The 13,237-nt window shown below is 64.4% G+C and carries 15 protein-coding genes and 1 pseudogene; 8 read left to right on the top strand and 8 right to left on the bottom strand.

The window, feature by feature from the left end; all coding sequences use genetic code 11:
- Positions 1–289 (top strand): annotated as a pseudogene (locus MOV75_RS10810) (hypothetical protein); the annotation flags it as partial.
- 224 nt (positions 290–513) lie between these two features.
- Here the strand turns inward: MOV75_RS10810 and MOV75_RS10805 are convergent.
- The 5 genes from MOV75_RS10805 to MOV75_RS10785 form a co-directional block, all read right to left on the bottom strand.
- On the bottom strand, positions 514–999 hold the full coding sequence (locus MOV75_RS10805) for an ATP F0F1 synthase subunit B (RefSeq protein WP_246919047.1): 486 nt from the start codon (positions 997–999) through the stop codon (positions 514–516).
- 5 nt (positions 1,000–1,004) lie between these two features.
- Positions 1,005–1,571: a F0F1 ATP synthase subunit B' gene (locus tag MOV75_RS10800; RefSeq protein ID WP_246919048.1), complete on the bottom strand. Its 567-nt coding sequence runs from the start codon at positions 1,569–1,571 to the stop codon at positions 1,005–1,007.
- 66 nt (positions 1,572–1,637) lie between these two features.
- Positions 1,638–1,868 (bottom strand): F0F1 ATP synthase subunit C, encoded by a 231-nt coding sequence (locus MOV75_RS10795; protein ID WP_007599451.1) that lies wholly within the window; start codon positions 1,866–1,868, stop codon positions 1,638–1,640.
- Between the two features lie 53 nt (positions 1,869–1,921).
- Complete coding sequence (locus MOV75_RS10790; protein WP_246919049.1) at positions 1,922–2,671, bottom strand: F0F1 ATP synthase subunit A; 750 nt, start codon at positions 2,669–2,671, stop codon at positions 1,922–1,924.
- A gap of 110 nt (positions 2,672–2,781) precedes the next feature.
- A complete protein-coding gene (locus tag MOV75_RS10785; protein WP_246919050.1) occupies positions 2,782–3,156 on the bottom strand; it encodes an AtpZ/AtpI family protein in 375 nt (124 codons plus the stop codon).
- A 75-nt stretch (positions 3,157–3,231) separates the two neighbouring features.
- Between MOV75_RS10785 and MOV75_RS10780 the strand changes: the two genes are divergently transcribed.
- The 3 genes from MOV75_RS10780 to MOV75_RS10770 all read left to right on the top strand — a co-directional run bounded on the left by MOV75_RS10780 (position 3,232) and on the right by MOV75_RS10770 (position 4,666).
- Positions 3,232–3,474 (top strand): hypothetical protein, encoded by a 243-nt coding sequence (locus tag MOV75_RS10780; protein ID WP_246919051.1) that lies wholly within the window; start codon positions 3,232–3,234, stop codon positions 3,472–3,474.
- A gap of 41 nt (positions 3,475–3,515) precedes the next feature.
- Positions 3,516–4,037, top strand: a complete 522-nt coding sequence (locus tag MOV75_RS10775; RefSeq protein ID WP_246919052.1) for a hypothetical protein — start codon at positions 3,516–3,518, stop codon at positions 4,035–4,037.
- Between the two features lie 155 nt (positions 4,038–4,192).
- Positions 4,193–4,666: a secondary thiamine-phosphate synthase enzyme YjbQ gene (locus MOV75_RS10770; RefSeq protein ID WP_246919053.1), complete on the top strand. Its 474-nt coding sequence runs from the start codon at positions 4,193–4,195 to the stop codon at positions 4,664–4,666.
- A gap of 125 nt (positions 4,667–4,791) precedes the next feature.
- Here MOV75_RS10770 and MOV75_RS10765 read toward each other — a convergent pair whose 3' ends face one another.
- Complete coding sequence (locus tag MOV75_RS10765; RefSeq protein ID WP_246919054.1) at positions 4,792–6,417, bottom strand: MFS transporter; 1,626 nt, start codon at positions 6,415–6,417, stop codon at positions 4,792–4,794.
- Positions 6,418–6,756: 339 nt separating this feature from the next.
- Here MOV75_RS10765 and MOV75_RS10760 point away from each other — a divergent pair, with 339 nt between their 5' ends.
- Positions 6,757–7,428, top strand: coding sequence for a response regulator transcription factor (locus MOV75_RS10760; protein WP_246919055.1), 672 nt, complete (start codon positions 6,757–6,759; stop codon positions 7,426–7,428).
- Between the two features lie 180 nt (positions 7,429–7,608).
- Here the strand turns inward: MOV75_RS10760 and MOV75_RS10755 are convergent, their stop codons facing one another.
- Positions 7,609–10,449, bottom strand: coding sequence for a tetratricopeptide repeat protein (locus MOV75_RS10755; RefSeq protein WP_246919056.1), 2,841 nt, complete (start codon positions 10,447–10,449; stop codon positions 7,609–7,611).
- A 195-nt stretch (positions 10,450–10,644) separates the two neighbouring features.
- Between MOV75_RS10755 and MOV75_RS10750 the strand changes: the two genes are divergently transcribed.
- The 3 genes from MOV75_RS10750 (at position 10,645) to MOV75_RS10740 (ending at position 12,748) form a co-directional block, all read left to right on the top strand.
- Positions 10,645–11,064 carry an organic hydroperoxide resistance protein gene (locus tag MOV75_RS10750; RefSeq protein WP_246919057.1) on the top strand — a complete coding sequence of 140 codons (420 nt, stop codon included), beginning with the start codon at positions 10,645–10,647 and terminating at the stop codon, positions 11,062–11,064.
- A 35-nt stretch (positions 11,065–11,099) separates the two neighbouring features.
- Positions 11,100–12,128, top strand: coding sequence for an alpha/beta fold hydrolase (locus tag MOV75_RS10745; RefSeq protein ID WP_246919058.1), 1,029 nt, complete (start codon positions 11,100–11,102; stop codon positions 12,126–12,128).
- Between the two features lie 71 nt (positions 12,129–12,199).
- Positions 12,200–12,748, top strand: coding sequence for a cytochrome P460 family protein (locus MOV75_RS10740; RefSeq protein ID WP_246919059.1), 549 nt, complete (start codon positions 12,200–12,202; stop codon positions 12,746–12,748).
- A 33-nt stretch (positions 12,749–12,781) separates the two neighbouring features.
- Here the strand turns inward: MOV75_RS10740 and MOV75_RS10735 are convergent.
- Positions 12,782–13,237: response regulator (locus MOV75_RS10735; protein WP_247005648.1), on the bottom strand; the 456-nt coding region annotated here is incomplete at its 5' end.

The following is a 13,237-nucleotide window of genomic DNA, read 5'->3' as shown; positions in this document are numbered from 1 at the left end:
CGGCATCCAGGGCCGCGTCATCGCCGGTCCCGCCGGAGCGCCTGCCTCCGTCGAGGTGCCCCTGCGCATCGCCGTCGTGCAGGGCGGCGTTGGCGAGAAGGTGATTGCCTCGAAGGCCTACCGGACCACGGTCGATATGACCGAGGGCGGCAGCGTGCCCTTCACCTTCGTCGTCGAGGATATGACCTATCCGGTGCCGTCAGCCGCGACCGCAGATTCCTACATCTTCTATGTCGGCTTCGACCCGCAGGCGCTCTCGCCCGAACCGAAGGGGCGGAAGAAGAAGTAAAGAGGTCTCGTGCCCCGGACGCGGCGCAGCGCCCCCGGCGATGCGAAGCATCGTCCGGTGCGGTGCGACGCAGAGCCGGGGTCCGGAAATTGCGGCTGCATGGGTCCCGGCTCTGGGTCGCGTCATTTCATGCCGCGCCGCGTCCGGGACACGAGAGTCTTTCAGACAAACAAAAAAGCCGGCGCTCATCGCGCCGGCTTTTTTGATTGGTGAAGGCCAAACCTTCAGTTCAGCTTCTGCCTGACTTCGGTGATGCCCTTGGCGAGCAGATCGTCGGCGACCGAGCCCTTGACCGACTGCGACAGGATCGTGGAGGCGGCCTGGACGGCGGCTTCCGCGGCTGCGGCGCGGACATCGGCCACCGCCTGGGCCTCGGCGAGCGCGATCTTGCCCTCCGCGGTCTTGGTCCGGCGGACGACGAAGTCTTCCATCTTCGCCTTGGCGTCGGCTGCGATGCGCTCGGCTTCGGCCTTGGCATTGGCGATGATGTCGGCAGCTTCGCGCTCGGCGGTGGCACTGCGTGCCTTGTAGTCGGCGAGCACCTTGGCCGCTTCCTGCTTGAGGCGCGTTGCGTCGTCGAGCTCGGCCTTGATGCGGGCGGCTCGATGGTCGAGCGCAGTCATCGCCGACTTGAAGACCCCGAGATAGCCGAACACGACCATCAGGATCACGAAGGCGATGGCGACCCAGGTTTCAGGATCGAAGAACATCTCGACTAACCCTTCAAGGACGCGTCAACGGCAGCACCGACCGAGGCCGCATCCGGAACGATGCCGGTGAGCTGCTGCACGATCTGACCTGCCGCATCGGCCGCGATGCCGCGGACGTTGCTCATGGCGGTGGCGCGGGTCGAGGCGATGGTCTTCTCCGCCCCGGCGAGCTTGGCCGCCAGTTGTTCTTCCAGCGTCTTGCGCTCGGCTTCCGCCTGCGCATTCGCCTTGTCGCGGGATTCGTTGCCGATCGCCTGTGCCCGCGTGCGCGCCGAAGCGAGCTCGGTTTCATAGGCCTTCAGCGCCGCGTCGGACTGGTCCTTCAGCGACTGCGCTTCGGCGAGGTCACCCTCGATCTTGTTCTGACGCGCCTCGATCGCACCGCCGACCTTCGGGAGAGCGAGCTTGGACACGATTACGTAAAGCAGGACGAAGAAGATCGCGAGCGACACCAGCTGTGAAGCGTAATTGCTGCTCTCGAACGGCGGAAACCCGCCACCGTGGTGACCACCGTCAGCCTCGGTGTGAGCGCCCGCCGCCGGACCTTTTGCGCCGCCATGACTTTCAGCCACGGAGTTCTCCTGTTGCTGTCACACGCGCCGTCCCATCGGGATGGAACGGCGCGAAAAACGTCGTCCTCAGAGCGGAACGAACAGCAGCAGCAGCGCGATCAGCAGCGAGAAAATGCCGAGCGCTTCGGTCACGGCGAAGCCGAAGATCAGGTTGCCGAACTGGCCCTGAGCGGCCGAGGGGTTGCGAACGGCTGCGGCGAGGTAGTTGCCGAAGATCACGCCGACGCCGACGCCCGCGCCGCCCATGCCGATGCATGCGATGCCCGCGCCGATAAGTTTTGCTGCTGCCGGATCCATTTTAGACTCCTTGGAAGAAAGATTGGGTTGTGGGTGGAAATTCCCCGGACCGCTCAGTGTCCCGGATGAATGGCGTCGTTGAGGTAGATGCAGGTCAGGATCGCAAACACATAGGCTTGCAGGAACGCGACCAGAATCTCGAGCGCGTACAGCGCGACCGTGAGAGCCAGCGGCAGCACGCCGCCGACCCAGCCCAGCGCCCCGAGCGAGAAGCCGAGCATGGCGACGAAGCCCGCGAACACCTTCAGCGCGATGTGGCCGGCCAGCATGTTGGCGAACAGACGGACGCTGTGGGAGACCGGCCGCAGGAAGAACGACAGGATCTCGATGAACATGACCAGGGGCAGGATGTAGCCGGGGACGCCGTGGGGCACGAAGATCGAGAAGAACTTCAGGCCGTTCTTGGCGACGCCGTAGATCAGGACCGTGAAGAACACCAGCAGCGCCAGCGCTGCGGTCACGATCAGATGGCTCGAGATCGTGAAGGTGTAGGGGATGATGCCGACCAGGTTCGAAACGCAGATGAACATGAACAGCGAGAAGATCAGCGGGAAGAACTTCATGCCTTCCGCGCCGGCCGTCGAACGGATGGTCGAGGCCACGAATTCGTAGGAGATCTCGGCAACCGACTGCAGGCGCCCGGGAACCAGCTGCGTGCCGCTGGCGAGCATCAGGAGCGAGATGATCGCGATCGTCACCAGCATGTAGAGCGACGAGTTGGTGAAGGCGATCGTGTGATTGCCGATATGGCCCAGGGTGAAGAGAGGCTCGATGTTGAACTGGTGGATCGGGTCGATTTTCATCAGCGCGGCATCTCTTGTCTGCCGGGCGATGCCGGCGGGTCTCGGTCTGCCGGCCGGGCCGGCCCGTACCGGCGAAGCCGGCACGATCATTCCTCTCTTGGTGGGACAGCTTACGAACCACCGCGCCTGTTTTGACCCGCGCCCGCCGTTCTCACCACATTCACCACGCCGGCGACGAAGCCTAGCAACAGGAACACGATAAACCCGAAAGGCGACGTCGACAGCAAGCGGTCGAATCCCCAGCCAATCCCCGCTCCGACAACGACGCCGGCGATCAACTCCGAGGATAACCGGAAACCAAGCGCCATCGCCGAGGCTCTGGCCGCTCTGTCTTCACCGTCACCTGCGGGTTGCTCGGTCTTGATCCGTCGGTCGCGAAATTCGGACAACCGCTGATCAAGATTTCCGAGCCGTTCGGAAAGCGCAGCTTCCTCGGACGATTTATCGCGATCTCCATTCTCGCCGTGTCCCGTGCCCTGTGTCATGCAACGAAGACCCGAAACGCCGCGGCTGAATGGAAATTACGCGCGCCACCCTCAAAAGCCGCGCGGACCATACTGATGGCCCATAATCAAGTCAAGCCAAGTCACGATTGCGTCGCTTTCGGTTATGTGACTGATTTATTTGATGATATTGGCGCGCACGGCAGCGCTGCACACAGCGTGACGCCGCACCGCAGCAGCTCGCCTCATGATCGGCGAATGCGGCCGCCCTTTCGCCGCGCTGCCGGGATCAAACGGGCCGCCGGGATCGTTGATTTAGGGCGAGTATTTTTGGCGGCGGATGGCCTCGCCGGGGTGTAGAATTGCAGATGTGCCACCTGCGCGTCGTGGCGGAGAGTGCGATGAGACCAGCGACGTCGTCCACAACACCCTGGCTTGCGGCGGCGGCATTTGCCGCGGTGATGGCCATCAGCGGCGGTCTCGTTGCCGCGCAATCGGCGCCCGACAGCGAAAACGGTCGCTACAGCATGACGCCGATCCCCGAAGGCGTGCTGCGGCTCGACACGCGCACCGGCACGGTATCGACCTGCACCAAGAACGGCGTCGGCTGGGCCTGCTACGCGGTGCCCGACGAACGGACCGCGCTCGACGCCGAGATCGGCAGGCTCCAGGCCGAGGTCGAGAGGCTGAAGGGGCAGCTCGCGGCGGGCCCGACGGTGTCGGGCAAGATCGACGAGGCGCTGCCGAAATCCGACCCGTTGAAGAAAGCCGAGCCCAAGGGTGCCGAGGGCGAGCGCAAGATCGAGATCCCGCTGCCGAGCGATCAGGACGTTGATCGCGTGATGTCGTTTCTGGAAAAGGCCTGGCGGCGGCTGATCGACATGGCCAACCGCGTCCAGAAGGACGTGTCGGGGAGGATTTGACGGTCCCTCCATGCGCTGAGGTGCGTAGGGTGGGCAAAGGCGTTCTTACGCCGTGCCCACCATGTCTCTAAAACCATGAAAGAAGACGTGGGCACGGCGCTTTGCGCCTTTGCCCCCCCTACGGCTAGGCGGTTTTCTGAATTGAGAGACCTTTCATGACATCAGCCAAATCCGTCACGCGCTCGGCAGCATCGTCCGTGCAAGCCACCACGATCGCTTCGTCATTGCTGACCGTGCAGACGTCGGGCCGCGGCTTCACTGATCTCACCAGCGAAGCCGCAAAATTCGTCGCCGAGGCGCACGCGCGCGAGGGCGCGTTGACGCTGTTCATCCGCCATACCTCGGCCTCGCTGACGATTCAGGAGAACGCCGATCCTTCCGTGCTCGTCGACCTCACGACGGCGCTGTCCCGGCTCGCGCCGGAGAATGCCGGGTGGACCCACGACACCGAAGGACCGGACGACATGCCGGCCCATGTCAAGACGATGTTGACCGGAGCCTCGCTTCAGGTCCCGGTCCTGAACGGCAGGCTCGCACTCGGCACCTGGCAGGCGATCTATCTGATCGAGCACCGCAAGCGCCCGCACCGGCGCGAGGTGGTGCTGCAATTCGTCGGCAGCAATCAATAGAGCGTTTTCGAGCGAAGTGGGCGCCGGTTCGCGTCACGAAAACGCGTCAAAACAAAAGCTCCCATAAAAAAACCGGCCGCGGGAAGCCGCGGCCGGTTCGTGCTGGTTGAGATCGGTGCTTTCGATCAGGTCGCCTTGATGTCGACGTCCTTGGTCTCGGGCAGGAAGAAGAAGCCGATCACGACGGTAATCGAGGCGAAGATGATCGGGTACCAGAGGCCGGCATAGATGTCGCCGGTCGAGGCCACGATGGCGAAGGCGGTCGCCGGCAACAGGCCGCCGAACCATCCGTTGCCGATGTGGTAGGGCAGCGACATCGAGGTGTAGCGGATGCGGGTCGGGAACAGTTCGACCAGCATCGCCGCGATCGGGCCGTACACCATGGTGACGAACAGCACCAGGATGAACAGCAGGCCGACGATCGCCGCCACCTGCGGGCGGAAGATGTCGAACGGATGCGCCATCTTCACGATCCCGGCGTCGCCCGCCTTCGGATAGCCAGCTGCCTGCACTGCCGCAAGGACGGCAGGGTTGCTATCCTTGGCGTTGGTGTAGGCAACCTCCTTGCCGTTGACCATCACCTTCACGCCCGAACCGGCCGCACCTGGCGTGGTCGAGTACTTGACCGATGATTGCGACAGGTAGGCGCGCGCGGTGTCGCACGGTGCGGTGAAGACGCGGGTGCCGACCGGGTTGAACAGGTCGCCGCAGCCCGCGGGATCGGCCACCACGTCGACCTTGACCGACTCGATGGCCTTTTCCAGCGCCGGGTTGGCGTTGGTGGTGATCATCTTGAAGATCGGGAAGAAGGTCAGCGCCGCAATCAGGCAGCCGCCGAGGATGATCGGCTTGCGGCCAATCCTGTCGGAGAGCATGCCGAACACGATGAAGAAGCCGGTGCCGAGCAGCAGCGACCAGGCGATCAGCAGGTTGGCGGTGTAACCGTCGACCTTCAGGATCGATTGCAGGAAGAACAGCGCGTAGAACTGGCCGGTGTACCAGACAACGCCCTGGCCCATCACGCCGCCGAGCAGCGCGAGCAGCACGAGCTTGCCGTTCTGCCAGTTGCCGAAGGCTTCGGTCAGCGGCGCCTTCGAGCTCTTTCCCTCGTCCTTCATCTTCTGGAAGATCGGGGATTCATTGAGGCGAAGCCGGATCCAGACCGAGATGCCGAGCAGCAGCACCGAGACCAGGAACGGAATGCGCCAGCCCCATGCCGCGAAGTCGGCCTCGCCGAGGGCGGAACGGGTGAACAGGATCACCAGCAGCGACAGGAACAGGCCGAGAGTCGCCGTGGTCTGAATGAAGGAGGTGTAGTAGCCGCGCTTGCCGTTCGGAGCATGCTCCGCGACATAGGTCGCCGCGCCGCCGTACTCACCGCCAAGCGCCAGGCCCTGGGCGAGGCGCAGCGCGATCAGGATGATCGGAGCCGCGATGCCGATGGTCGCCGCGTTCGGCAGCAGGCCGACGATGAAGGTCGACAGACCCATGATCAGGATGGTGACGAGGAAGGTGTATTTGCGGCCGACGATGTCGCCGACGCGGCCGAACACGATCGCGCCGAACGGACGCACCAGGAAGCCGGCTGCGAACGCGAGCAGCGCGAAGATGTCGCGGGTTGCCGGCGGATAGGCCGAGAAGAACTGGGCGCCGATGATGCCGGCCAGTGAACCATAGAGGTAGAAATCGTACCACTCGAAGACGGTACCGAGCGAGGAGGCGACAATGACGAAACGTTCGTCCTTCGTCATCCCTCCCGCGCCTGCTTGAGATACGGCCATTGTCGACATGTTGAGTCGCTCCCCGAACTGCGTTTCCTCGCGCCCCAGACGTCCGGACATGCCGGATCAACCCAGGTCTTGCCCGCAAGGTAACATCGGCGTGAAACCCGCCCCAATACGACTTTCGGCCTTGCGCACTGACGTGCAGCTGACGTCCGGTATCGGGCGCCGGCCTGCAGGCACGGCGGCGTCCGGATTAACCCCATTGCAGCAAAGGGATAATGTGCACTTGCATGCCACGGCCGCTCAGGGAAGAATTGGACAAACCCGGGATCTGTCCGCCGACCCACGAACGACAGCAAGAGAACGATGAACGCTCCCTCGACCCATCTCGTCATCGCCGATGACCATCCGCTTTTCCGCGACGCGCTGCGACAGGCGGTGGCCGGCGTCCTGACCTCGGCCCGAATCGACGAGGCCGGATCGTTCGAGGATCTGACCAAGCTCCTGGAACAGAACTCGGACGTCGACTTGATCCTGCTCGACCTCTCGATGCCCGGGATCTCAGGCTTCTCCGGCCTGATCTATCTGCGCGCGCAATATCCGGCGATCCCGGTGGTGATCGTTTCGGCTTCCGACGACAGCGCCACGATCCGCCGCTCGCTCGATTTCGGCGCCTCCGGTTTCATTCCGAAGCGTTTCGGCGTCGAGACCTTGCGTGACGCCATCCTCAAGGTGATGGAAGGCGATGTCTGGGTTCCCGCCGACACCGACCTCTCGGCTGCGGCCGATCCCGACATGACGCGCCTGCGCGACCGCCTGGTGACGCTGACGCCGCAGCAGGTCCGGGTCCTCATGATGCTGTCGGAGGGGCTCCTCAACAAGCAGATCGCCTATGAGCTCGGGGTCTCCGAGGCCACCATCAAGGCACATGTCTCGGCGATCCTGCAAAAGCTCGGTGTCGAGAGCCGCACCCAGGCAGTGATCGCGGCGGCCAAGATCGCCGGGGGTCAGTGGAAGCAGGGCACGCCGACGGGGTGAGCCGCGTGAGGTTATCCAACCCGTCATCCTGAGGTGCTCGCCTCTTCGGCGAGCCTCGAAGGATGAACGGCCCGGCTGACACCTCGGCCGTCCATCCTTCGAGGCTCCCGTTGCGATGCTTTCGCATCGCGCCACTCGCACCTCAGGATGACGGAGATTGATACGGTCTAATAGCGCCGCTTACAGCGTCGTCAGAAGCGCGCTGGCCGCCCTGATATCCGCCGTTTCGGAGTCCTTGGCAAAACCCTCGAGGGACAATTGCAGCAATCGCTTCGCTTCCACTCGCCGGCCTCGCACGGCAAGCAGCTCGGCGAGATCGATTGCGGCCCGCAGCTCCCAGGCTTTTGCGCCTTGGCGACGGCTCAATTCCAGGGACTGCACAAAACAGGTTTCTGCCTGCTCGGCCCTGGGCTGCGGGAGAGACAACAGCACCTGGCCCTTCATCCGCAGCAGCTCGGGCATATAAAGATGATCGCCGCCCTGCGCGACCAGGCGGGTCGCATCGTTGATCAGTTCTGCGCTCTGCTCGATCTGCCCGAGCGCTAGCAAACCCTGAACCAGCGCGATGTTGAATGTCGTGGTGAGCAGCTCGTAGCCGGCATCGTGGAGCTCGCGCAGGCACGTCCTGATCGTCTCGACGCCACCGGCGGCATCGCCGCGCCGGATCGCCAGCTCGCCTTTGACGCCTCGGCCGACGGCGAGATAAGGCCCCATCGAGCGCGAATTGGCATGTGCGATGAAGCGGTCGATGTTCGCGTCCGCGCCGTCGAGGTCTCCGCTCCAGAGGTCGATCGAGACCGCCCAGATCAACGCGATGCAGAGGGTGATCGGGTGATCCATCTGCGCGGCCTCGGTGACCGTCTGCTGCGCCAGTTGCAGCGCCTCTGCGGGCCGGCCCTGCAACCAGAGCTCGCGGGCCAGCGTGATGCCGGCCCGGTTGCGATGATCGAAGCCATGCACGGTGCTGATTCGTTCCGTGCCGGGTCCCTGCCAGGCGACCTCCAGCATCTTCAGCGCGTCGCGATGATCGCCGGCCAGATGCAGTGAGACGCCGAGGAGCGAATGGGCGAGGGCGATCGAGGCGGGGTCGCCCAGCGACCTCGCGACCGCGAGGCTCTGCTGCGCGTAGCCAAGCGCGGCGTCGAACTCTCCCATCCGCTCGTGAAAGATATGCATCCGGCCGAGCAGCTGGAGCTCGTTGATCTCGTCGCCACGCGCTTCGGCGATCGCAAGGCTCCTGCTCAAGGCGCCACGCGCCGCGTCGCTACCGCCGCGGGTGAACATCAAGGTCAGTCCGAGGGCGGCCTGGATGTGCATTTCCTCGGCGCTGCCGCGCGAGGAGGGGGCAATCGCCCGCAGCGCTCGTTCCGACCATCGCCGGCATTCGATCAACAGGGACATCGCCAGGAAAATCGGCGCCGCGGCGGCGGTGAGCGCAATGCCAATGCCGAGATCGCCGTCCGAGCCGAAGCACCAGTCGAGCGCGGCGCGCACATTGTGAAGCGCGGAGAAGTGAGCCGCCCGTTCGTCCGCGCTCGGCACCGTGGCCCATGTCAAGCCGGCCTGTTCCAGCCATCGCCGGTAATAAGTCGCGTGGCGGACGGCGAGAGCCGCGTCCCTGGGCTCGATCTCGAGTAGATAGGCGCGCGTCGTGTCGAGCAGACGGTAGCGCATCATGGCGCCGATCGGTCGCGGCGCGACCATAGATTTGGCAACGAGACTGTCGACGGCGTCGAACAGGTGGGTGTGGTCGACGCGTTCGTCCGGCACGACCTCGAGCGCTGCATCGATGGTGAAATGCCCGGCGAAGACCGCAAGCCTGCGCAGCACGAGGCGTTCGAGTTCCGACAACAGACCGTAGCTCCAGTCGAGCGTGGCCTGCAATGTCTTCTGCCGGGGTGGCGCCGTTCGCTGGCCTTGCCAGAGCAGGTTGAGGCGTTCGTCGAGCAGCGCGGCCGTCTGCTCCAGGCCGTAGGCTTCGACCCGGCCGGCGGCGAGCTCGATCGCCAGCGCCATGCCGTCGAGCTTGCGGCAGATGCTCGCGATGATCGTGGCGTTGGCGTCATCGAGCGTGATCTGCGCGCCGCTGGCCGTGGCACGTTCGAGGAACAATTGAAGCGCGGGATAGGTCTGGGCTGCGGCGATCGTCAGCGAGGAGCCGTCGGGCGGAACGGCGAGTGGAGCCAATCGATAGACTTGCTCGCCCTCGACGCGCAGGGCTTCGCGGCTGGTCGCGAGGATATGGACATGCGGCGCCGCTTGGAAGATGTCTGCCGCCAGCGGTGCAGCGGTCGCGATGACATGCTCGCAATTGTCGAGGATCAGCAGCATCCGCTTGTCGCGGAGATGCGCGAGCAGAGCGGGCAGGGGATCATCGGTCTGGGCCGGCAGACCAAGCATCAGCAGGATCGAGGTGATCACGAGATCGGGATCGCTGAGCGCGGCAAGGTCCACGAAGTGCGCGGCATCGGAGAACGTTTCGAGCAGGTCGTGCGCGATCGCCACAGCGACCGCGGTTTTGCCGACGCCGCCGGGGCCGACAATCGTGACAAAGCGCGAGGTGACGAGCTTGTCGGAGACGGCGGCGATCGCATCGTCGCGCCCGACCATCCGCTGCAGCCGGTTCGGCAGCTTCACAGGCGGCAATTCCAGCCGCGGCGCGGGGCGCTGTGCCGCCGCAATGTCCGTTCGCGAAATCGGCGCCACGAAGCAATAGCCGCGGCCGGAGAGCGTCGTGATGTAGCGGGCGCCATCCTTGCCGTCGCCGAGCGCCTTGCGAAGTGCTGCGACATGAAAGCGCAGATTGGCCTCTTCGACGGTGATGCCGGGCCACACCAGCGCCATCAGGTCCCATTTGCTGACGACTTCGTTCGGCCGCGACATCAGCGCAATCAGCGTGTCGAAGGCTTTCGCGCCGAGCGGCAACGCGACGCCGTCGCGCATCACGAGCCTTTCGTGCGGCGTCACGGAAAATGGCCCGAACGACAAGGTTCCCGTCGCGGTGCCGGCCGGCTCAGTCATGGCGAAACTTGGTCCCTTCGACAGGACCCGATAGCCAGATGATCGCGATCCCGCAAGGCCGTCCCTGCATCGGCGTCAGACCGCGCATGCAGGCCTCGCGAGGTGCGTAAGGTGGCCTCACAATTTCTCACAAGTCCAAACGGGTGTCCTGCCGCGACCGCTGCTAGTCAACGGCGTGACGACGAGGAGATCCTGATGACGCAGGCGGCAAAGATACTCTACACGGCCAAGACCCACACCAGCGGCGGGCGGCACGACGGCATATCGCGCAGCTCGGACGGTCGCCTGGACGTCAAGCTGTCGCCGCCGGGCGGCACAGGCATCGGCACCAATCCCGAGCAATTGTTCGCGGCGGGCTGGTCGGCCTGCTTCGAAGGCGCAATGGAGATCGCGGCCCGCAAGCGCGGCATCGAGCTTCCCAGGAAATGCGCTGTTGATGCGGAGATCGATCTCGTGCTCGACGAGGGCGCCTACTCGCTCCGGGCACGCCTCAATGTCATCCTGCCAGGCCTCGACCCCGACATCGCGCGCGGCATCATCGATGATGCGCATCAGACGTGTCCCTATTCCAAGGCCGTTCGCGGCAACATCGACGTCACGGTCGCACTGATCTGACGCACCATCACCAATCATCAAAGGGTAGCACCACCATGACGCAGATCATCGACCAGCATCGTCGCAAGTTCTTCGGCGTCGCCGCCGGAACCGTCGCCGTCGGTCTCGGCGTGATCGACCTCGCGCGCGCCGAAACGGAAGCGTCGCGATCCCAGGCATCGACCACGTCCTTCGGCGCGATCAAGCAGATCGATGCCGGCGTCCTCAATGTCGGCTATGCCGAGGCAGGTCCTTCGAACGGTCCCGTGGCGATCCTGCTGCACGGCTGGCCTTACGACATTCACGCCTTTGTCGAGGTCGCGCCAATCCTGGCAAAAGCCGGTTATCGCGTGATCATCCCGCACTTGCGCGGCTACGGCTCGACGCACTTCCTCACCAGTGAGACACCGCGCAACGGCGAGCCTGCCGCGATGGCCGCCGACATCATCGCGCTGATGGACAAGCTCGATATCAAGAAGGCTGTTATCGCCGGCTTCGATTGGGGCGCGCGCACGGCCGACATCATCGCCGCGCTGTGGCCGGATCGCTGCCGCGCGCTGGTGTCGGTCAGCGGCTATCTGATCTCCAGCCAGGCCGCAGGCAATACGCCGCTGCCGCCGTCGGCCGAGCTGCAATGGTGGTATCAGTTCTACTTCGCGACCGAGCGCGGCCGGGCCGGATACGAGAAGTACACGCATGATTTCGCCAAGCTGATCTGGAAGCTCGCCTCGCCGCAGTGGAAGTTCGACGACGCCACCTTCGCCCGCAGCGCGGCGGCGCTGGACAACAAGGATCATGTCGCGATCACGATCCACAACTACCGCTGGCGGCTCGGGCTCGCCCAAGGGGAGGCGAAATACGAGCATCTCGAAAAGAAGCTCGCGGCGGCTCCCGTCATCAACGTGCCGACGATCACGATGGAAGGCGACGCCAACGGCGCGCCGCACCCCGACCCCAGCGCTTATGCCAAGAAGTTTTCAGGCCGATACGAGTTTCGCCTGATCACCGGCGGCATCGGCCACAATTTGCCGCAGGAAGCGCCGCAAGCCTTCGCCAAGGCCGTCATCGACGCCGACGGCGCTTGACGATCTGTCATGGCCTCGGTCCAGCCAGGCTGGACCGAGGCTCGCCCTCTGATCCCAGTTTGAAGAAACTCATGACGTCAACCGAACCTGAAACGAAGAAATTCTCCGTCTCCACCGTCGTCGCGCTGATTCTCCTCGTCGTTCTCCTGAGCTGCGTGCCGTATCTCGTCACCATCGCTCTCGCACAGGGCCCCGCGACGGCCGACGCCTCGCCGATCTTCGGCGTCACCATTCCGCCGGGCTACAAGCAGTGGGAACTGATCGCGCCGGCTGAAGAGGCGGCGCCGCTCGACGAGCTTCGTGCCGTCATCGGCAACCAGACCGCAATCGAGGCGTATCAAGCCGGCAAGCTCCCGTTCCCGGACGGCACCATTCTGGTCAAGCGCGCCTGGAAGCGGAAACAGTCGCTGGAGTTTGCGTCCGCGACGATTCCCGGCGCCGCCACCACGGTTCAGGTGATGGTCAAGGACTCCAGGAAATACGCCGCGACCGGCGGCTGGGGCTTTGGCCGCTTCGTCGACGGTAAGCCGGTCGACGAAGCTCAGCATCGCACCTGCTTTGCGTGCCATGAAGCACGGGCGAAGAGCCGAGACTACGTCTTCACGCGACTGGCGCCTTAAGGGGGTCGGCTGGCTTTCGTCAGGAAGGCTGCTTCACTCCGCCGCGACCATCTGCTGCGTGCGCCACTGGCCAAGGAGTGCGCGGAGCGAAGCCGGCTTGACCGGCTTGTTCAGCACCGCGACCTTCTCGTCGCGCGCGGCGACCTGCACGGCGGGGCTGCGGTCGGCCGTGATCAGGATCGCGGGGATGGTATCGCCGAAGCGGCGGCGAATGTCGCGGATCGCGGCGATGCCGTTGCCGCGGTCGAGATGATAGTCGACCAAGAGGCCGGTGACGCGCCTTCCGGCTGTTTCGATTGCGGCGATCGCGCCTTCCGGATCGGCGACCGCGATCACCTCGGCGTCCCACGCCTTCAGCAGCGTGCGCATGCCGTCCAGGATCGCCGCGAGCAGTTTCGTGAAAAGATCGATTCTGCGTTGACCCCACAAGGCATCCACTTCGGTACTCTTCGTAAGGTGTTCGAAGTATTCTTCCCATGCGTCGATGAT

The organism is Bradyrhizobium sp. PRIMUS42, from assembly GCF_023006515.1.
In the GTDB taxonomy this organism is placed as follows: Bacteria; Pseudomonadota; Alphaproteobacteria; order Rhizobiales; family Xanthobacteraceae; genus Bradyrhizobium.
Note: the sequence above shows the minus strand (reverse complement) of the source record. Positions and strands in the feature narration are given on the sequence as shown.